The 19,121-nt window shown below is 57.7% G+C and carries 17 protein-coding genes; 15 read left to right on the top strand and 2 right to left on the bottom strand.

Going from position 1 to position 19,121, the window contains the following annotated elements:
• Positions 1-201 precede the first annotated feature (201 nt).
• The 13 genes from LOY36_RS14640 to LOY36_RS14700 all read left to right on the top strand — a co-directional run bounded on the left by LOY36_RS14640 (position 202) and on the right by LOY36_RS14700 (position 16,796).
• Entirely contained in the window at positions 202-1,512 is a 1,311-nt protein-coding gene (locus tag LOY36_RS14640) for a sugar ABC transporter substrate-binding protein (protein ID WP_258668506.1), read from the top strand.
• A 181-nt stretch (positions 1,513-1,693) separates the two neighbouring features.
• Complete coding sequence (locus LOY36_RS14645; RefSeq protein ID WP_408981092.1) at positions 1,694-2,623, top strand: carbohydrate ABC transporter permease; 930 nt, start codon at positions 1,694-1,696, stop codon at positions 2,621-2,623.
• A gap of 10 nt (positions 2,624-2,633) precedes the next feature.
• Positions 2,634-3,464 carry a carbohydrate ABC transporter permease gene (locus tag LOY36_RS14650; RefSeq protein WP_019579064.1) on the top strand — a complete coding sequence of 277 codons (831 nt, stop codon included), beginning with the start codon at positions 2,634-2,636 and terminating at the stop codon, positions 3,462-3,464.
• Between the two features lie 148 nt (positions 3,465-3,612).
• Positions 3,613-4,716: an ABC transporter ATP-binding protein gene (locus LOY36_RS14655; protein WP_258668507.1), complete on the top strand. Its 1,104-nt coding sequence runs from the start codon at positions 3,613-3,615 to the stop codon at positions 4,714-4,716.
• A gap of 16 nt (positions 4,717-4,732) precedes the next feature.
• Positions 4,733-6,208, top strand: coding sequence for a mannitol dehydrogenase family protein (locus LOY36_RS14660; RefSeq protein WP_258668508.1), 1,476 nt, complete (start codon positions 4,733-4,735; stop codon positions 6,206-6,208).
• 126 nt (positions 6,209-6,334) lie between these two features.
• Complete coding sequence (gene xylB / locus LOY36_RS14665; RefSeq protein ID WP_258668509.1) at positions 6,335-7,831, top strand: xylulokinase; 1,497 nt, start codon at positions 6,335-6,337, stop codon at positions 7,829-7,831.
• A 13-nt stretch (positions 7,832-7,844) separates the two neighbouring features.
• A complete protein-coding gene (locus LOY36_RS14670) occupies positions 7,845-8,783 on the top strand; it encodes a carbohydrate kinase (RefSeq protein WP_019649922.1) in 939 nt (312 codons plus the stop codon).
• 386 nt (positions 8,784-9,169) lie between these two features.
• Positions 9,170-9,901: a hypothetical protein gene (locus LOY36_RS14675; RefSeq protein ID WP_018926045.1), complete on the top strand. Its 732-nt coding sequence runs from the start codon at positions 9,170-9,172 to the stop codon at positions 9,899-9,901.
• 228 nt (positions 9,902-10,129) lie between these two features.
• The gene (locus LOY36_RS14680) at positions 10,130-12,202 is read left to right on the top strand and encodes a type VI secretion system tip protein VgrG (RefSeq protein ID WP_258668510.1); all 2,073 of its coding nucleotides are present in this window, start codon (positions 10,130-10,132) and stop codon (positions 12,200-12,202) included.
• Positions 12,199-13,050 (top strand): DUF4123 domain-containing protein, encoded by an 852-nt coding sequence (locus LOY36_RS14685; protein WP_258668511.1) that lies wholly within the window; start codon positions 12,199-12,201, stop codon positions 13,048-13,050. Before LOY36_RS14680 ends, LOY36_RS14685 begins: the two co-directional genes overlap by 4 nt.
• The gene (locus LOY36_RS14690; protein ID WP_258668513.1) at positions 13,019-13,858 is read left to right on the top strand and encodes a hypothetical protein; all 840 of its coding nucleotides are present in this window, start codon (positions 13,019-13,021) and stop codon (positions 13,856-13,858) included. Before LOY36_RS14685 ends, LOY36_RS14690 begins: the two co-directional genes overlap by 32 nt.
• 1 nt (position 13,859) lies before the next feature.
• Positions 13,860-14,654, top strand: a complete 795-nt coding sequence (locus tag LOY36_RS14695) for a hypothetical protein (RefSeq protein WP_258668514.1) — start codon at positions 13,860-13,862, stop codon at positions 14,652-14,654.
• Positions 14,655-14,666: 12 nt separating this feature from the next.
• The gene (locus LOY36_RS14700; RefSeq protein WP_258668516.1) at positions 14,667-16,796 is read left to right on the top strand and encodes a lipase family protein; all 2,130 of its coding nucleotides are present in this window, start codon (positions 14,667-14,669) and stop codon (positions 16,794-16,796) included.
• An 82-nt stretch (positions 16,797-16,878) separates the two neighbouring features.
• Here the strand turns inward: LOY36_RS14700 and LOY36_RS14705 are convergent, their stop codons facing one another.
• Positions 16,879-17,175 carry a hypothetical protein gene (locus LOY36_RS14705; protein ID WP_258668517.1) on the bottom strand — a complete coding sequence of 99 codons (297 nt, stop codon included), beginning with the start codon at positions 17,173-17,175 and terminating at the stop codon, positions 16,879-16,881.
• 765 nt (positions 17,176-17,940) lie between these two features.
• Here LOY36_RS14705 and LOY36_RS14710 point away from each other — a divergent pair.
• Together LOY36_RS14710 and LOY36_RS14715 are read left to right on the top strand one after the other, a co-directional pair.
• Positions 17,941-18,210, top strand: coding sequence for a DUF2790 domain-containing protein (locus tag LOY36_RS14710; RefSeq protein ID WP_258668519.1), 270 nt, complete (start codon positions 17,941-17,943; stop codon positions 18,208-18,210).
• 91 nt (positions 18,211-18,301) lie between these two features.
• Positions 18,302-18,700, top strand: a complete 399-nt coding sequence (locus tag LOY36_RS14715; RefSeq protein WP_019649930.1) for a hypothetical protein — start codon at positions 18,302-18,304, stop codon at positions 18,698-18,700.
• Here the strand turns inward: LOY36_RS14715 and LOY36_RS14720 are convergent.
• Positions 18,697-18,966, bottom strand: a complete 270-nt coding sequence (locus tag LOY36_RS14720; RefSeq protein ID WP_026286409.1) for a DUF1652 domain-containing protein — start codon at positions 18,964-18,966, stop codon at positions 18,697-18,699. The two genes, LOY36_RS14715 and LOY36_RS14720, sit on opposite strands and share 4 nt — an antisense overlap.
• Between the last annotated feature and the right edge of the window lie 155 nt (positions 18,967-19,121).

Genomic DNA, 19,121 nt, shown 5'->3' on the forward strand with positions numbered 1-19,121 from the left:
CCTCCGCAACGGCTGGATAGCCGTACCTTGCGCCTCCCCATCAAAACATCAGTGCAAAAAAGTATCGGTTTGAGTGCTAGGGATGATTTGTCAGCCCTGCGTTTGAAGGCTGTAATCAGCGCACATTCTTCCCTCCGCAGGAAGACACAAAAACAATAACTGTCCTTCTGTAACCCTCGGGGTGCAGAAAAGGAGTGCACGATGCAACCTTCGGTAAAAGCTCTGCTTGCCCTCACCTGCATGACCCTCAGTAGCGTCAGCCTCGGCGCTCAGACCCTGACCATCGCCACCGTCAACAACAGCGACATGATCCGCATGCAAAAGCTCTCGAAAACCTTCGAGGCCGAGCATCCGGACATCAAACTCAATTGGGTGGTGCTTGAAGAAAACGTCCTGCGCCAACGCCTGACCACCGACATCGCGACCCAGGGCGGGCAGTTTGATGTGTTGACCATCGGCATGTACGAAGCCGCACTCTGGGGTGCCAAGGGTTGGCTGGAACCGATGAAGGACTTGCCGGCCAACTACGCCCTCGACGACGTTTTCCCTTCGGTGCGTGAAGGCCTTTCAGTCAAGGGCTCGCTCTATGCCCTGCCGTTCTACGCTGAAAGCTCCATCACCTATTACCGCACCGACCTGTTCAAGGACGCCGGGCTGACCATGCCGGAGCGCCCGACCTGGGAACAGATCGGCGAATTCGCCAGCAAACTCACCCATAAAGATAAAGAACAGTACGGCATCTGCCTGCGCGGCAAGGCTGGCTGGGGCGAAAACATGGCGCTGATCACCACTGTCGCCAACGCCTATGGCGCGCGCTGGTTCGATGAGAAATGGCAGCCGGAATTTACCGGCGCTGAGTGGAAAAATGCGCTGAATTTCTACGTCGACACCATGAAAAAGTCCGGCCCGCCCGGCGCATCGAGCAACGGCTTCAACGAGAACCTGGCGCTGTTCAACAGCGGCAAGTGCGCGATCTGGGTCGATGCCAGTGTGGCCGGCTCGTTCGTGACCGACAAAACCCAAAGCAAAGTCAGCGACCACGTCGGCTTTACTTACGCACCGCATCAGGTCACCGACAAAGGTTCTGCCTGGCTGTATTCCTGGGCATTGGCCATCCCAACCAGTTCCAAGGCCAAGGAAGCGGCGAAAACCTTCAGCGCCTGGGCCACGTCCAAGGAGTACGGAGCCCTGGTCGCGGAAAAAAACGGCATCGCCAACGTGCCACCTGGCACTCGCGCTTCGACCTACACCGAGGCTTACATGAAGGCCGCGCCGTTCGCCAAGGTGACGCTGGAATCGCTGAAAGCCGCGGACCCGAGCCAACCGTCGCAAAAGCCTGTGCCCTACATCGGTATCCAGTTGGTGACGATTCCTGAGTTCCAGGCCGTGGGCACCCAGGTCGGCAAGCTGTTCTCGGCGGCGCTGATCGGCCAGACCACAGTCGACCAGGCCCTGACCGCCGCCCAGTCAACCACCGAACGTGAGATGAAGCGCGCCGGTTATCCCAAATAACCCCGCGCACTTGTAGGAGCGAGGCTGTGTGGCGAGGGGGCTTGCCCCCGTTGGGTCGCGAAGCGGCCCCAAAACACTTTGCGACTGCTTCGCAGCCGAACGGGAGCAAGCTCCCTCACCACACAAGCCTCGCCCCTACAGTTGATCTTCATTTGTCTGTTCCCAATCGGTTCTGATCGCCATGAATACTTCAACCACTGTCAAAGCTCACATGGACATCCCGCAACCGGTGCGTAAAAGCCGGTTGACCAACCCCAGCTGGTTTCTGGTCAGCCCCTCGGTGGCGTTGCTGCTGCTGTGGATGATCGTGCCCCTGGGCATGACCATTTACTTTTCGATGATCCGCTACAACCTGCTCTACCCCGGCGAAAACGAATTCGTGGGGCTGGAGAACTTCAGCTACTTCCTGAGCGATTCGGGCTTCCTGCCCGGCGCCACCAATACTCTATTGCTGGTGGGCAGCGTGTTGCTGATCAGCGTGGTGTTCGGCGTATTGATCAGCGCGTTGCTGGAGGCCAGTGAGTTTCTCGGTCGCGGCATCGTGCGGGTGATGTTGATCTCGCCATTCTTCATCATGCCCACTGTCGGTGCGCTGATCTGGAAGAACCTGATCTTTCACCCGGTCTCGGGGATTCTTGCCTACATCTGGAAGCTGTTCGGCGCGCAGCCGGTGGACTGGCTGGCGCACTACCCGCTGCTGTCGATCATCATCATTGTGTCCTGGCAATGGCTGCCCTTCGCGATCCTGATCCTGATGACCGCCATGCAGTCCCTCGACCAGGAACAGAAAGAAGCAGCGCGCCTGGACGGTGCCGGACCGATCGCCATCTTCTGGCACCTGACCTTGCCGCACCTGGCACGGCCGATTGCGGTGGTGGTGATGATCGAAACCATTTTCCTGCTGTCGGTGTTCGCCGAAATCTTCACCACCACCAACGGTGGCCCCGGCTACGCCTCGACCAACCTCGCCTACCTGATCTACAACCAGGCGCTGGTGCAGTTCGACGTTGGCATGGCCTCCGCCGGTGGTTTGATCGCGGTGGTGATTGCCAACATCGCGGCCATCGTGCTGGTGCGCATGATCGGCAAAAACCTGACAGACAAAGCCTGAGGCCTGCGCCATGACTCTTCAACAATCCCGTCGTCTGCAAAGCCTGCTGCTCGGCACCCTGGCCTGGGCCATCGCGATCCTGATTTTCTTCCCGATCTTCTGGATGGTGCTGACCAGTTTCAAGACCGAAATCGACGCGTTCGCCACACCGCCGCAGTTCATCTTCACGCCGACGCTGGAGAACTACCTGCACATCAACGAGCGCAGCGATTACTTCAGCTTCGCCTGGAACTCGGTGGTGATTTCCTTCAGCGCCACGGCATTGTGCCTGCTGATCGCGGTGCCGGCCGCCTACTCCATGGCGTTCTACGAAACCCAGCGCACCAAAGGCACGCTGCTGTGGATGCTCTCCACCAAGATGCTGCCGCCAGTGGGCGTGCTGATGCCGATCTACCTGTTGGCCAAGAGTTTTGGCCTGCTGGATACACGAATCGCGCTGATCGTGATCTACACGCTGATCAACCTGCCGATCGTAGTCTGGATGGTTTACACCTACTTCAAAGACATCCCCAAGGACATCCTCGAAGCGGCACGCCTGGACGGCGCCACCCTATGGCAGGAAATGGTCCGGGTGCTGCTGCCGATCGCCAAGGGCGGCCTGGCTTCCACGGTGTTGCTGTCGCTGATCCTGTGCTGGAACGAGGCGTTCTGGTCGCTGAACCTGACCTCGTCCAAAGCCGCGCCACTGACCGCACTGATCGCCTCTTACTCAAGCCCCGAAGGTTTGTTCTGGGCCAAGTTGTCGGCGGTATCGACCCTGGCTTGCGCGCCGATCCTGATCTTCGGCTGGATCAGCCAGAAACAGCTGGTCCGCGGCCTGTCGTTTGGCGCTGTGAAATGAATCAGAAGCAAAAGATCGCAGCCTTCGGCAGCTCCTACAAGGACCTCCAGGCCTACGCGATCCCAACGTAGGAGCTGGCGCAGCCTGCGATCTTTTGATCTTGAAGGCTGCAAGCTCAACCCGAATCTCAAAGCGGAGGCCCATCATCATGGCCAACCTGAAAATCAAAAATCTGCAAAAAGGCTTCGAAGGTTTTTCCATCATCAAAGGCATCGACCTGGAAGTGAACGACAAGGAATTCGTGGTGTTCGTCGGCCCGTCGGGTTGCGGCAAGTCCACCCTGCTGCGGCTGATCGCCGGCCTTGAAGAAGTCAGCGGCGGCACCATCGAGCTCGATGGTCGCGACATCACCGAAGTCAGCCCGGCCAAGCGCGACCTGGCGATGGTGTTCCAGACCTACGCCCTGTACCCGCACATGAGCGTGCGCAAAAACATGTCGTTTGCCCTCGACCTGGCCGGTGTAGCGAAAGCCGAAGTCGAGAAGAAGGTCGGTGAAGCAGCGCGCATTCTGGAACTCGGGCCGATGCTCGAACGTAAACCGAAACAGCTGTCCGGCGGTCAGCGTCAGCGCGTAGCGATCGGCCGGGCCATCGTGCGCAACCCGAAAATCTTCCTGTTCGACGAACCGCTGTCCAACCTCGACGCCGCCCTGCGGGTACAAATGCGCCTGGAACTGTTGCGCCTGCACAAAGAACTGCAAGCCACCATGATCTACGTGACCCACGATCAGGTCGAAGCCATGACCATGGCCGACAAAGTCGTCGTGCTCAACGGCGGCAAGATCGAGCAGGTCGGTTCGCCACTGGACCTGTATCACCAGCCAGCCAACCTGTTTGTCGCAGGTTTTCTCGGCACACCGAAAATGGGCTTCCTCAAAGGCAAAGTCACCCGTGTTGAAAGCCGGGGCTGCGAAGTGCTGCTGGACGCCGGCACCCGCATCACTCTGCCGCTGAGCGCGGCCCACCTGAGCGTCGGCGGCGCGGTGACCCTGGGCATTCGCCCGGAACATCTGGAGCTGGCGCAACCCGGCGATTGCACGCTACAAGTCACCGCCGATGTCAGCGAACGTTTGGGCAGCGACACCTTCTGCCACGTCCTGACCTCGTCCGGTGAAGCGCTGACCATGCGCGTTCGCGGCGATCTGGCGAGCCGTTATGGCGAAACCCTGAGCCTGCACCTGGACGCCGAACACTGCCATTTATTTGATGCCGACGGCGTGGCGCTGACCCGTCCACTGCGCGCCGCAGCCTGATTTCAGAGAGCATGCGATGAAACTGAATAAATCCAACCTCAACCGCCTCGCCCCCGAGGTGGCCCTGCCCGCCTACACCCTGAGCGACACCCGCCAGGGCATCGCGCACATTGGCGTCGGCGGTTTCCACCGCGCCCATCAGGCGTACTACACCGACGCCTTGATGAACACCGGCGAAGCACTGGACTGGGCTATCTGCGGGGTTGGCCTGCGCGCTGAAGACCGTCGAGCCCGGGACGATCTGCAAGAGCAGGATTACCTGTTCACCCTGTTTGAACTCGGCGATACCGACGACACCGAAGTGCGAGTCATCGGCGCGATCCGCGACATGCTGCTGGCCGAAGACGGCGCCGAGGCGCTGATCGATAAACTGGCCAGCCCCGAGATTCGCATCGTCTCGCTGACCATCACCGAGGGCGGTTACTGCATCGACGACAGCAACGGCGAGTTCATGGCGCACCTGCCGCAGATCCAGCACGACCTGACCAATCCGAACGCGCCGAAAACCGTGTTCGGCTTCCTCTGCGCCGCGCTGGCCAAACGGCGTGCAGCCGGCACGCCCGCGTTTACGCTGATGTCTTGCGATAACCTGCCGCACAACGGCGCAGTGACCCGTAAAGCCTTGCTCGCATTCGCTGCCCTGCGCGATACCGACCTGCGCGACTGGATCGAGTGCAACGTCAGCTTCCCCAACGCCATGGTCGACCGCATCACGCCGATGACCAGCATCGAGCATCGCCTGCAATTGCATGACAAACACAGCATCGACGACGCCTGGCCGGTGGTCTGCGAGCCGTTTGTGCAGTGGGTGCTGGAGGACAAATTCGTCAACGGTCGCCCGGCGTGGGAAAAGGTCGGCGTGCAATTCACCGACGACGTCACGCCTTACGAAGAAATGAAAATTAAACTGCTCAACGGCAGTCACCTGGCCCTGACTTATCTGGGTTTTTTGAAGGGTTACCGTTTCGTTCACGAAACCATGAACGACCCACTGTTCGTGCGCTACATGCGCGCCTACATGGACCTGGACGTGACGCCGCAACTGGCGCCGGTGCCGGGCATCGATTTGACCGAGTACAAAAACACCCTGGTGGCGCGCTTCTCCAATCAGGCGATTGCCGATCAACTGGAGCGGGTGTGTTCGGACGGTTCGTCGAAGTTTCCGAAATTCACTGTGCCGACCCTCAACCGCTTGATCGCCGATGGCCGCGAAACCAAACGTGCGGCGCTGGTGGTGGCGGCCTGGGCGCTGTACCTCAAAGGCGTGGATGAGAACGGTCAGACCTATGCAATTCCGGATCCGCGGGCGGCGTTCTGTCAGGCGCTGGTGGTCGATGATGCGTTGATCACCCAGCGGCTGCTGGAGGTTGAGGAGATTTTCGGCACGGCGATTCCGCGTTCGCCAGAGTTCGTCGCGGCGTTCGAGTGGTGCTGTAACAGCTTGCGGGAGGTTGGCGTGACGCAGACGCTCGAACGAGTGCTGGCCGTCTGATCATTCCCACGCTCGGCGTGGGAATGCAGCCCGGGACGCTCCGCGTCCCATCCAGAAGCGGACGCAGAGCGTCCATTGATGCATTCCCACGCAGAACGTGGGAACAATCTTCGGTAGGGTGTTTCCATGGCAAACCAACAACTATTCCTGGGCATCGACTGCGGCACCCAAGGCACCAAAGCCGTGATCCTCGACGCGCACAGCGGTCAGGTCCTCGGTCAGGGCGCTGCTGTCCACAGCCTCATCAGCGGCGCCAACGGCCGTCGCGAGCAAGACACCGCCCAGTGGCTGGAAGCCTTTACCCAGGCCACCCGTCGAGCGTTGCTCGCCGCGGATGTCGATGGTCAGGCCATTCTCGGCATCGGTGTCTCTGGCCAGCAACATGGCCTGGTGCTGCTCGACGATCACGGCCAGGTACTGCGCCCGGCCAAGCTCTGGTGCGATACCGAATCCACCCCGGAGAACGACCGCTTGCTCGCCCATCTGGGCGGTGAAAAAGGCTCCCTGGAACGCCTCGGCGTGGTCATCGCGCCTGGCTATACCGTGTCGAAACTGCTCTGGACCAAAGAACAGCACCCGGAAATTTTCGCCCGGACCGCCCGCATCCTGCTGCCCCATGACTACCTCAACTATTGGCTTACCGGCCGCAGTTGCAGCGAGTACGGCGATGCGTCGGGCACCGGCTATTTCAACGTGCGTACGCGCCAGTGGGACTTGCAACTGCTGCGCGACATCGATCCCACCGGGCGCCTGCAAGCCGCGCTCCCGGAGCTGATCGATGCCCACCAGCCGGTCGGTACGATCCTGCCAGGCATCGCCGAGCATCTGGGCATCAACCCCAAGGCCCTGGTCTCCAGCGGCGGTGGCGACAACATGATGGGCGCGATCGGCACCGGCAACATCAAGCCTGGCGCGATCACCATGAGCCTCGGCTCTTCGGGGACGGTCTACGCCTATGCCGAGCAAGCGCACGTCAGCCCGGACGCCTCGGTGGCGACGTTCTGTTCCTCCAGCGGTGGCTGGTTGCCGCTGATCTGCACCATGAACCTGACCAATGCCACCGGCGCGATTCGCGAGTTATTCGAACTGGATATCGAGCAGTTCAACGCCTTGGTCGAACACGCGCCGATTGGTGCTGAAGGCGTGTGCATGCTGCCGTTCCTCAATGGCGAACGCGTTCCCGCCCTGCCCCATGCCAGCGGCAGCCTGCTGGGGTTGACCATGACCAACCTGACCCGGGCCAACCTGTGCCGCGCCGTGGTGGAAGGCACCACCTTCGGTTTGCGTTACGGGCTGGACCTGCTGCGCCACAATGGCTTACAAAGCCGCAGCATCTGCCTGACCGGCGGCGGTTCGAAGAGCCCGGTGTGGCGGCAAATCGTCGCCGACATCATGAATACGCCAGTGATCTGTACCGAACACAGCGAGGCCGCGGCGCTTGGCGCAGCGATTCAGGCGGCGTGGTGCAAGTCCTGGGCAAACGGCCACGAAGACAGCCTGGCGGACTTGTGCGAGCGCTGCGTGAAGCTCGACCTGGCCAGTGAAACCCTGCCGATTGCAGAAAATGTACAGGCCTGTCAGCAGGCCTACGAACGCTATCAACAGCATGTCGCAACCCTTTAAAGAGCGAGCAACTATGTATCTGGTGTGTGGTGAAGCGCTGTTCGATTTCTTCAGTGAAGACGATGCCAGTGGCTTGGCGTCCAAAGTGAATTTCAAGGCAATTGCTGGAGGCTCGCCGTTCAATGTCGCGGTAGGTTTGCGTCGTTTGGGCGTGGATGCCGCGTTGTTTGCCGGGCTGTCGACCGATTACCTCGGCCGACGGTTGCAGCAAGTGCTGCAGGATGAAGGCGTGCGCCCGGATTACCTCGTGGACTTTGCCGCGCCGACCACGCTGGCGATGGTGGCGGTCGGTGCCAATGGCTCGCCCCATTACAGCTTTCGCGGCGAAGGCTGCGCTGACCGGCAATTGAGCCTTGCGCATCTGCCGCAACTGGGGCCTGAAGTGCGCGGCTTGCACATCGGCTCGTTCTCGCTGGTGGTGCAACCGGTTGCCGATACCTTGCTGGCGCTGGTGCAGCGCGAAAGTGGCAAACGCCTGATCAGCCTCGACCCGAACGTGCGCCTGAATCCCGAGCCGAATATCGAGTTGTGGCGTTCACGGATCGCCACCCTGGTGGAGCTTGCCGACCTGATCAAGGTCAGCGACGAAGATTTGAGCCTGTTGTATCCCGAGCAGGATCCGCAGCGCGTGATCGAAGGCTGGCTGGAACATCGTTGTCAGTTGGTGTTCCTGACCCGTGGCGGTCAGGGGGCGACGGTGTTCAGCCGGGCTCATGGCACATGGTCGGTGCCGGCTTGTTCGGTGAAGATTGCCGACACCGTCGGGGCTGGCGATACCTTCCAGGCGGCGCTGATTACCTGGCTGACCGAGCAGCAGCTGGATTCAGTCGACGGTTTGCAACAGCTGAGCAAGGAGCAGATCGATGCCATGCTCAGATTCGCCGTCAGCGCCGCCGCCCTGACCTGCAGCAAGACCGGGCCGGATTTGCCGTATCGGCGGCAGTTGGACTGAAATTCGCGCCCCCATGCCTCTTCTATCGCAGGTCCTGATTTCAGGACCTGCCGGTGGATTTGAATAAAAGACAGCCCGTATAGTTTTCTTCATTGGCTGTTGTATTTTTACGCCCATTATATTTTTTAGATATATTCTTATTGCAAATTAAAAAATATTAACCCAGACAAAAGATAGGCGGCCATTGACAGTTTTATATTTTTATTTCCGAAGTAAATTTATAGCGTTTTACACTTTCAGCTATTCCAAAAACGTAACCGACTACAACCAAGTAGTTACTTGACCGTTACATACCTTCAACTAGTCTCTTTTCCACGCACAGCGCAGGTAAGGATAACTGCTGTGCGCAATCCTTATACCCCCACAACAGGAAAAGGAACTCCAACATGGAAAGTGTCGCTATCTCAGCTGCCCAAATTAACTGGAACGGCGGACAACGCATTACGCTCACCGCAGGTGATACAGCCACCTGTACCGCGCTTAGCCCAGGCCAGCTGTATGGGATCTTTATCTACAACTCCGCGCAAAATGACAACAACTCGACTGTCTCCGTGAACTGGAGCAACAGCCAGCCGCCCGTACCGATCACGGTACCTGGCACCACGGCCAATGCAGGCCTGGCATCATTGGGCTTTGTCTCGGGCACCGATACTCAAACCGTTTCGGTCTCACTGTCCAGCAACGCCGGTAAATCACAGGTCGAAATCTGGCTGGGAAGTGTCAGCATGCCGACCAACACATCGGGGCTCAGCAACTATCCGCTGCCGGCCGATGGTGAGCAGCATCCGTTCAACAAGTACACCCGCTACTATGCGGTCCCCCCATCAAAATGGATGAACCTGACGATCACCAGCACCATTACACAGTTCCTCTCCTGCCAGTTCCGTGAGGCGCAGGCGACCGTGTTCGTCGTCAATGAGACCTCGAACGGCCTGCTCTCCGGCCAGGTCACCACGATCGGGCCTACTGCAAGTGAAGTTGGGGCCGTCAAGATCAGCTACTCGCAGATTCAGAGCATTTCCAATAATCTGCAAGGCGACGGTACGCAGTGGGTCTGGATGGATGCTGACAGCCAGCAAAACTCTCAGAGCGCGACCATTTCCTTGCAATCGCTTTGAATTTATTGGCTGAGTCATAAACGAAGGCCCCATCTGTGGGGCCTTCTTTTTTATCTGGCGTAGCGGTCAATTGCCTCGAAAAGTGCCTGTATTCATCGTGCAAAACCTCAGCTATAGGGGAAAGCCCTACAAGCGTCAGGCCCTTGACCTACGGCATTTGCGCCTTGAATGTGGCTCTTTAATATTGCACCATCCGCCCCTGCTTTTTCAAAGGACGGAATTCAAGGCATGCTGGACGCAAACGCAATCCATATCTCCCTCACCCTCGAAGGCATTTCCGTCGACCTTCAGGTGCTCAGCTTCATCGGCCGTGAGGCCCTCAACCAGCCGTTCTGTTTCGACATCGAACTGGTCAGCACCCGCCCCGACCTGAAACTCGAAGAGCTGCTGCACAAACCCGGCTGCCTGACCTTCGGCGCCACCGGCCAGGGCAAAATCCATGGCCTGGTGTACCGCATCGAGCAAGGCGATTCCGGCAAGAGCCTGACCCGCTACAGCATCAGCCTGGTGCCGCAACTTGCCTACCTGCGCCACAACCACGACCAACAGATTTTCCAGCACCTCAGCGTGCCGAAGATCATCGCCCAGGTGCTCGAGGCCCGCGGCATTCTGGCCGACGCCTACAGCTTCCAGCTCGGCGCGATCTACCCGGAGCGCGTGTACTGCGTGCAGTACGACGAATCCGACCTGCATTTCATCCAGCGCCTGTGCGAAGAGGAAGGCATCCATTTCCACTTCCAGCACTCGGCCAGCGGCCACAAACTGGTGTTCGGCGATGACCAGACGGTGTTCCGCAAACTGGCGCCGGTGAGCTACCAGCAGGACTCCGGCATGGCCGCCGAGAAGACGGTGATCAAGCGCTTCAACCTGCGCCTGGAAACCCGCACCACCCGCGTCAGCCGCCGCGACTACGACTTCGAAAAGCCCCGGCTGCTGCCGGAAAGCGCGGCCAAAAGCGCGTTCGCCCCGGACCTCGAAGACTACGACTACCCCGGCCGTTTCACCGACCGCGCGCGCGGTAAGCAACTGGCGACCCGCGCCCTGGAACGCCATCGCAGCGACTACCAACTGGCTGAAGGCAAAGGCGACGAACCGACCCTGGTCAGCGGCCATTTCCTGGCCCTCAGCGAACACCCGCGCGCCGAATGGAACGACCTCTGGCTGCTGCTGGAAATCGTCCACGAGGGCAAACAGCCGCAAGTGCTTGGCGAGAACATCACCAGCGACGTCACCGACAGCAAGGACGATTTCCACCAGGGCTACCGCAACCGCTTCCTCGCCACCCCGTGGGACGCCCATTACCGCCCAGCCCTGGAACACCCGAAACCGCAAGTGCTGGGCAGCCAGACCGCCATCGTCACCGGCCCGCCGGGGGAAGAGATCCACTGCGACGAATACGGCCGGGTCAAAGTGCAATTCCACTGGGACCGCGACGGCCAGGCCGACGACAAGACCAGCTGCTGGCTGCGCGTCGCCAGCGGCTGGGCCGGCAATGCCTACGGCGGCATCGCCATCCCGCGAGTCGGCATGGAAGTGCTCGTCACCTTCCTCGAAGGCGACCCCGACCAGCCGCTGATCACCGGCTGCCTGTACCACAAGGAAAACGTCGTCCCCTACGACCTGCCGGCGAACAAGACCCGCAGCACCTTCAAAACCCTCAGCTCCCCGGGCGGCAAGGGCTACAACGAGTTTCGCATCGAAGACAAAAAAGGTGCGGAACAGATCTACCTGCACGCCCAGCGCGACTGGGATGAAAACATCGAGCACGACCAGAAGATCCGCGTCGGCAATGAACGGCATGACACGGTCGAGGCCAATGTGTTCAGCGAGTTCAAGGTGGAAGAGCATCGCCTCACCCATCTGGATCGCAAGACCGAAGCGCGGGCGGATGATCACCTCACTGTGGGCGTGACCCAGCATGTGAAGGTGGGCACCGCGCAGTTTGTCGAGGCCGGTCAGGAGATTCATTACAACGCTGGCGAGAAGGTAGTGGTTGAGGGTGGCATGGAGCTCACGGCCAAGGCTGGCGGGAGTTTTGTGAAGATTGATGCGGGGGGTGTGACGATCAGTGGGGCTGAGGTGAAGGTGAATTCGGGTGGCGCTCCCGGCGCGGGCACGGGGATTCAGATTCTCGACCCCGTCATCCCATGGGCCGCCGCCAAAGACAAGGCTGGTGCCCTGCTCGTCCCGGCCGCCGTGCAAATGGCCATGGCCAAAGCCGCCCGAGCGGCCGGCGACATCCGCTGCCCGATTTGCGAAGCCTGCCGTGAAGGCAAATGTGATTTGGGGGCAACAGCATGAGCGACGCACTGAACAACTGGCTTGGCGAACAAGCAAAACTCAATCGCGTCCTGATCCTGGCCCTCGACAGCCTCGCCGAACCGAACCCCGTCACCTCGCTGTACGGCGCCGGCCTGATGCAGCGCTCGGTGCAACTCTATCGACGCACCCAATACGCCGAGTTCGCCGCTATCAGCCCGTGGCTGACCGAACTGCACAACCCCGGCGCCGATGCCTTCCGCAAACTGCTGGACGACCCACAGCGCAACTGGGGCTGGATCGGCAGCATGGACAAGGCCGACCTCGACGGCCTGACCCAACACTGGCAGGCCCGAATGGTGATTGAGGAAGACGGCGAACGTTCGCTGTTCCGTTTTCAGGACAACCGCGTGATTGCACGCTGCCTCGCCAACCTGAGCGAAGCCGAACGCCCCTTGCTGCTGGGCCCGATCAGCAGCGTGCTGTATTGGGACGAGGCGCAGTGGAAAAGCGCGGATAACGCCAGGCCCGGCATGTACCCGGTGCCAAACCCGGCGCCGTGGATGCGAATTCCAAACTCGCCGGAGCGCACACGCGGCATCTTGCGCGAGAACCTGAAACGCTGGTTGCTGGTGTACCACATCGAGGCCGCCGCCAAACTCTCCGAAACCCGCAACGTGCGCGAATGGCTGGAAGAACAGATGGACCTGCTTGAGGCCTGGCAATGGAACACGCCGGAACAGCGCGAGTTCATGCTCAGCCTGAGGCTTGATCCCAAGTGCGCGGAGGATGTGGCTTGGCAACCGCTGCCGGGTGAGACGCCAGAGCAACATTTTGCGCGGTGTCAGCGGGTGTTTGATGCGCAGCTGGGTCAGTCAGAGCGTGGGTGAGGTTGAGGCGTCTAACGCAACCTTTTCGGGACGTTTGCTTTGGTTGTTCGCTGTTGCGGGTGTCATGGCGGTTTCTGGTTGTTCGGTTAGATCTGCTGACAGTTTTACGCTGGTGACGGAATTGCCGCCGGGGTTCAGCATTAAAGGTGAGGCGTCTTATGTGCCTAGAACGGGAGAGGCTTGTACGGTCCCTCCTCGAAAGGGCAGGAACTATCCGGGTTTGAAGTTTTTTGAGCAGAAGCTGAGTAACGATGCACAAACGGCGCGTTTCGAAGTTCCGCTGACGAGCAAGGAAGGTGGTTGTCCTTTGGTACTTGATACCTTTGGATATGAGGTTGACGGAAAGTATGGGGCTGCACGGCTCGATTTAGGTAGGGATTACACGGGCATTGCCTTTCAGGATGGAACTGCAGACAGCCACACCTCTCCCTCCCCCATGATATTGCAGAAGCAGTGCGAATGGTTTTTCCGCACGGTTGGGCCTGATCGTTACATCGTTAAAATTCTGAAATGTAAATCGGTGGCAACTCCCGAACAGGCGAACGGCTCAGTGGCAAAAGGTCCCTTGCAACGAGCTCAGTTGGCGGGGAAAACGATAAAAGTGGTTTTCGATGTATCACGCGAGGAAAGACCCGCCGTTGGTGACAACTGGGTGAAGTTCTCCACGGGCTGGAAACGCTGCATGGGCGACAGTCTTGAGGATCCATACGCATTTTGTAATGGCAATAAAACAGATTTCAAACCCTTCAAAATGCCGGATGGACGTGATTGCACCGTCTATCCCAACTGCACTGAACAAGGACAATAAAATGTTTTCTCGAGACTTTTTCACTGGGCTTGTTCGAGCTGCGGCCATCGGCTTGGGGACGCTCGGGGCTACAGGATGCTCCGTTGCACAACAGGATAGCTTCACGCTAATAACTGAACTGCCACCCGGATTCAGCATTAAAGGCGAAGCATCCTATGTGCCTCGTACCGGAGAAAGCTGCAAAGTCCCGCCTCGAAAAGGCAGAAACTATCCTGGCTTAAAATTTTTTGAGCAAAAGCTTAATAATGATGCTCAGACGGCACATTTCGAAGTACCACTAACCAGCAATGAAGGTGGCTGCCCTTTGGTTCTTGACACCTTTGCATATGAGGTTGATGCCAAATATGGTGCTGACTTCCGGAATGTAGGCAGGGCCCACACAGGGGTCTCGTTCCGAGATGGAAATGCAGACAGTCCCGTTCCTCCCTCAGTTTTGGTATTGCAGAAGCAGTGCCAATGGTTCTTTCGCACTGCTGGACCTGACCGTTACATTGTAAAGCTTCTGAAATGTAAATCTGTGGAAACGCCGGATCAGGCAAGTGACTCAGATGTTAAAGCGCCCATGCAACGTGCTCAGTTCGCGGGAAAGACCATAAAAGTAATTTTCGCTATTTCAAGCGAGGAGAGCCCGGCCGTAGGTGATAACTGGGTGAAGTTCCCTGCTGGCTGGAAACGCTGCATGGGTGACAGCCTTGAAGACCCCTACGCGTTCTGCGGAGACAATAAAACAAATTTTAAACCTTTTAAAATGCCAGATGGACGTGACTGCACCGTCTATCCGACTTGCACCGAATAAGGAAATTCACACATGCCGGTAAAAAAACCAGTACAACCGCTACTGACTGACACTAAACAAGCCTGCCCACTCAGGGGCACTTGGGTTAGCTTTCAACTTGTGGATGAGTCAGGGAATGGTAAACCCTATGCAGGTTTAGCTTACAAACTTGTAGATAGTGCCGAACAATCTCATGAAGGAATTTTAGATTCTGAAGGCTTTGCCAAAGTTTGTGACACTTACGAAGGGCCCGTGGTCCTCACCGTTGATAGTGCCTATAAAGGAGACGAGAAGGACTACAAATGGTTAATGACACGACTGAACTATCCACTAAAAATCAGCGAATTGCAGGTACGGGCCGAAAAAACCCGTTTCCTGCGAAAGGACGGTCTGCGAGTTGAAAATAACCCTGCAAAAGCAAAAGCAGACCAGTTCTTTCATGTCGAAGTGAGAGATCTGGTTGAGAAATTCGCTCATCTTCCTCCCCTTTCAAAAAGCGCGCATCCGCCAAACTACAACCTCCTTAACGTAATGGGTGACCTCGGATTTGGTCCGGAAAAACCAGAATTACGGGGCGTTGTTCTTCTTCCAGACAAACACACGGTCCTTGAAGTTCGTCCGCTACGGGCTTTCCGTCCCATGCTATCGAAAGACAATAATTTCAGCGCCTTGAATTTGTATCAACTATCTTTGTTTGCCAGTTTGAGTTACAGCAACTTCGGCCAAGAACCAGCCGAACAGCCTACCGACACAGTATCATTCCCGTTGGACCCGAGCGTCGGGTATATGTTTGGCAATAGCCTTGCCAGTTTCAGGGAATCCTGGAAAGTCAATAAAGACCAAACAACTGCTTATTACCCGCTTTATGAAGATATACCTTATTCGAAGCGTTTCGAGATCCTGCCATTCGACCCCACGCTGTACAAGCAAAACAAACCTGAATTGGGTCCAAATCAAGAGTCCCCTGCCACATGGCACTTCTTCGATGATGGCAAAGCCGAAGGTGGCACCGATACCCAGGCGTTCATAACCCACCATGATGAAATTATTCTAATCTCGGTCCGAGGGACTTTAGAGGGCGCGGACTTCTTGCGAGACACCGATGCAGAGCAAGTTCCTATCACGGGTGGCGTAGGCAAAGCTCACCAAGGCTTTTATGATGCCTATAGAGCTATGAGTACTTTTGTTCTGACCTATCTTGAGAGTTTCCACGTAGACCAAAAGGTCATTGTTTGTGGTCATAGCCTCGGTGGAGCCATTGCAACATTACTTGCAGAAGCGCTTCGACGCGACACCAAAAAATTCAACGTCCTTCTCTACACCTACGGCTCCCCACGAGCCGGCGACGCAGACTTCGTCAACGGCGCGGCAGAGTTGGCCCATCACCGCATGGTCAACAACAACGACCCGATCCCAAGTGTTCCCGCGCCCTGGATGAACACTCGTAAAAGTATCTGGGTGCCCGGCGTAATCATCAGTTTTGTCACCGCCCCTTTAGGCGCACTTATTTTCGCCATAGGCCTGTCGCGAACTGGCGGCGCGCCATACGGGCACCACGGTAATTTGCACCACTTCATGCCCGTCCACTTTAAAGGACGTGAGCAATCCGCTGTTCTCTGGGATCCAGGTTGCGACTCCATCGAAGAGGCCGCCTGCACCAAGGCATTGAAAAAGGTCGGGGACCTGCCCGACCGTGCCGCTTTTGTGAAGCAACTGTTCCACATGAGCGATCACTTCATGGTGCCCTCCTACATTCCGTACGCCTGGGCAACATTGCGCCGCTGGCAGCAAACCCAGGAAAGCGGAACCACGGTGGTGACCAAGACTGAGTACGATCAGGTCTACTACCAACTGCAAGAAATGCAGGACCGTTTGAAGACGAAGGAAGCTGAACTGAACAACTCCTTCCAATACGACCGTCAGGCAAGCCAGCGAGAAGCGAGTTTACTGAGAGCGGAAATAGGTCGATTGAATACCGCCCGGCAACGGCTGCACGCCTTGAGCTTCCTTAAACTGACGCCCGAAGACATTTACGGTTCTGCCACCCAGGCGCCGGAACATAAAATCAACGTCGATCGCTGGATGGCGAAAAAAGAAAATACTGTCGAGGTCCAGCTCGCGATGATTCCTCAAGCGGGAAGCAGTGAACTGAGGACGGCTTAGTTTTCAGGACAGCAATGAATTAGTGTGTCCCGCAAACAAGCCAGCGACCATAAGGGACTGGCTTGTTTGTCATGCTGTGGTGTCAGGCAGGCGCTTTCCAGCCCATCATCCGCTGCTGCGCAACCTGCAGCAGGTCGTAACCATCCTGAGTCAGCAGATAAAGCGCATGGGTAATGTGCGGGATGTCTTGAACGTCACCGTGCTTGAAGCACAGGCAGTGGAGCGTTTCAAGTAACTGGCTGGAGGCTCGGATGCGCTGGAGGGCGGATTCGAGGATGTCTTGGGGATTGGCTTCTGTGTCGATCACCAAGGGATTTGAGTCGGTAAGGCCACTTTTGATTGAACGGTAACGATCGGGAAACGGATTTATCGTTGGCATAGTAATTACTCGAGTATTAGTTAGTAATCGCCAGCACCGTGACCAAACGATGGGAGGCGGCTGTGTACAGGCTTGGTCAACCGCTAACACTCAAAACGGCTCGCCCGAAAGCGTCCTGCACACAGCCACCATTGCAACGCACTACGAGACGTAGAAGTCCGCAGAGCGAATGATGGCACATATATGTGCAGTGTTAGTCAGGTGACCAAACCTGTTCGCTGATTTTGCAGCGATGCCAAACAGTAAACGCTCGCAGCCGGCCGGCGAAAGACGACAAAGCAACCACGCCTGTAGGAACACGCCGAAGCTCCCGCAGCTTTTTTCCTGCATGAAACATCCGCCAGAACCCTCCTCACAGATAACATTATTCACTTAAGCCGCAATGCGATCTGTAGCAGCTGTCGAAGCCTGCGTTCGGCCGTAGCAGCTGTCGAGCCTGCGAGGCTGCGTTCGGCTGCGAAGCAGTCGTGAATCCGGCTAGTGCGGTCTGTCTGACACACCGCAATCACTGGTTTGACGACTGCTTCGCAGCCGAACGCAGCCTCGCGAGCTCGGCAGCTGCTACAAGGAATGCGTTGCGGCTGAAATTGCTTAAGTGAACAGCATTACCTTACGACAGGCGGTATTCAGCCCGGTTAACCATGGCTTAACCCCACGGTCCAAAACTTTACTGGACCGCACTCCCTCAGCACCCTCTGACGCCCAGTGCGGCAGGTTCGACGCTCTTGCATCGAACTGGCTTCCCCTCTGCACTGGAGACCCATCATGAACATGCGAACACTGCTGATGACCACCGCCCTCACCTGCACCGCACTCGCCGGTTTTGCTCAGGCCAACGATACGTCGTCCTCTCAGGCCGTGCCTTATCACTACGGCATGCCGCTGAATGTGGGCAAGGTCATTTCCATGACCGAACCGTCGACGCTGGACTGCGAAGTGGTCACGGCGGACATGAAGTACATCGATAGCACCTCGGGCAAGCCTGCGGAAATTACCTATCGAAAACTTTCTGACGCGTGCAGTTATCAGAGCTGACAGACGATTCTGATTCGGCACTTGGCGGTAGGCCTGCGGGGATTCTGAGGCTATGCTTCGGCGTCCCCCTCTACTGCCGAAAGGATTCGCCATGCCGTTCTCGTTTCGCACGCTTTCAACGTTCACCGCCGCGCTTTGCTTTCTGCTGGCGCTGGTGTGGGGTTTGATGCCGCAATGGTTGCTGGCGATCTGGAGTATCGAGTATTCGCCCGCAGCGGGGTTTGTGGCCAGGCGCAGTGCGGTGCTGTTCGGTGCGCTTGGGGTGATGTTTTATCTCGTGCGGCAGGCACCGCCCTCGGCAGCGAGAAGTGCGATATGCAGCGGCTTTATGGTTGGCTGTTTCGGCTTGGCAGCGCTGGGCTTCGGCGAATGGCTCAATGGTCATGCCGGGCCGGGTATTTTGCTGGCGATCCTGGTTGAATCAGCGCTGGGTCTGGGGTTTATCCAGACCCGGCGCGTGTCGCTCGAATTGGGTGAAACAGTCGGCTAATGAGCTTTCGACTTAGTGCTGGGCAAATGGCTATGGGTCTTGTGCTCAAGGTCGGTGCGTAACTCGGCGATCAGATGATTAATCTCCCGACACCCATTGAGGCGATGGGCGTCTATGCCGGTAACGCACAAGTCGAGATGGTCAGTCTCGTTGTCCGAATACACCTTGACGGTCATCGACAGATCCGGCGATAGCGTGCATTGGCAGCGTTTCGGAAGAAAACTGCTTTCAACGATATTGCGTAGTTCCAAGGCAGAAAGAAACATGGCCACCCTCTCGGTATTATGAGATTGCCAATCGAAAATCAATTGTCGGTCGGAGCTCAGATCGCCCGTTCTTTTCTTCCTTGCGGGCTTCATCGTTCCAACGTCCGACCGTTTTTTTGTTTCAGCGCTGACTCAACGGGACCGTGGTCAGCTCA

Origin of the sequence: Pseudomonas sp. B21-019 (assembly GCF_024749225.1) — a bacterium.
Lineage (GTDB): Bacteria > Pseudomonadota > Gammaproteobacteria > Pseudomonadales > Pseudomonadaceae > Aquipseudomonas.

Coding starts and splice junctions, on each gene's coding strand:
- LOY36_RS14640 (WP_258668506.1), top strand. CDS start 202: ATGCAACCTTCGGTAAAAGCTCTGCTTGCCCTCACCTGCATGACCCTC.
- LOY36_RS14720 (WP_026286409.1), bottom strand. CDS start 18,966: ATGTTTCTTTCTGCCTTGGAACTACGCAATATCGTTGAAAGCAGTTTT.
- xylB (WP_258668509.1), top strand. CDS start 6,335: ATGGCAAACCAACAACTATTCCTGGGCATCGACTGCGGCACCCAAGGC.
- LOY36_RS14700 (WP_258668516.1), top strand. CDS start 14,667: ATGCCGGTAAAAAAACCAGTACAACCGCTACTGACTGACACTAAACAA.
- LOY36_RS14645 (WP_408981092.1), top strand. CDS start 1,694: ATGAATACTTCAACCACTGTCAAAGCTCACATGGACATCCCGCAACCG.
- LOY36_RS14670 (WP_019649922.1), top strand. CDS start 7,845: ATGTATCTGGTGTGTGGTGAAGCGCTGTTCGATTTCTTCAGTGAAGAC.
- LOY36_RS14715 (WP_019649930.1), top strand. CDS start 18,302: ATGCCGTTCTCGTTTCGCACGCTTTCAACGTTCACCGCCGCGCTTTGC.
- LOY36_RS14690 (WP_258668513.1), top strand. CDS start 13,019: ATGCGCAGCTGGGTCAGTCAGAGCGTGGGTGAGGTTGAGGCGTCTAAC.
- LOY36_RS14710 (WP_258668519.1), top strand. CDS start 17,941: ATGAACATGCGAACACTGCTGATGACCACCGCCCTCACCTGCACCGCA.
- LOY36_RS14660 (WP_258668508.1), top strand. CDS start 4,733: ATGAAACTGAATAAATCCAACCTCAACCGCCTCGCCCCCGAGGTGGCC.
- LOY36_RS14705 (WP_258668517.1), bottom strand. CDS start 17,175: ATGCCAACGATAAATCCGTTTCCCGATCGTTACCGTTCAATCAAAAGT.
- LOY36_RS14655 (WP_258668507.1), top strand. CDS start 3,613: ATGGCCAACCTGAAAATCAAAAATCTGCAAAAAGGCTTCGAAGGTTTT.
- LOY36_RS14650 (WP_019579064.1), top strand. CDS start 2,634: ATGACTCTTCAACAATCCCGTCGTCTGCAAAGCCTGCTGCTCGGCACC.
- LOY36_RS14675 (WP_018926045.1), top strand. CDS start 9,170: ATGGAAAGTGTCGCTATCTCAGCTGCCCAAATTAACTGGAACGGCGGA.
- LOY36_RS14685 (WP_258668511.1), top strand. CDS start 12,199: ATGAGCGACGCACTGAACAACTGGCTTGGCGAACAAGCAAAACTCAAT.
- LOY36_RS14680 (WP_258668510.1), top strand. CDS start 10,130: ATGCTGGACGCAAACGCAATCCATATCTCCCTCACCCTCGAAGGCATT.
- LOY36_RS14695 (WP_258668514.1), top strand. CDS start 13,860: ATGTTTTCTCGAGACTTTTTCACTGGGCTTGTTCGAGCTGCGGCCATC.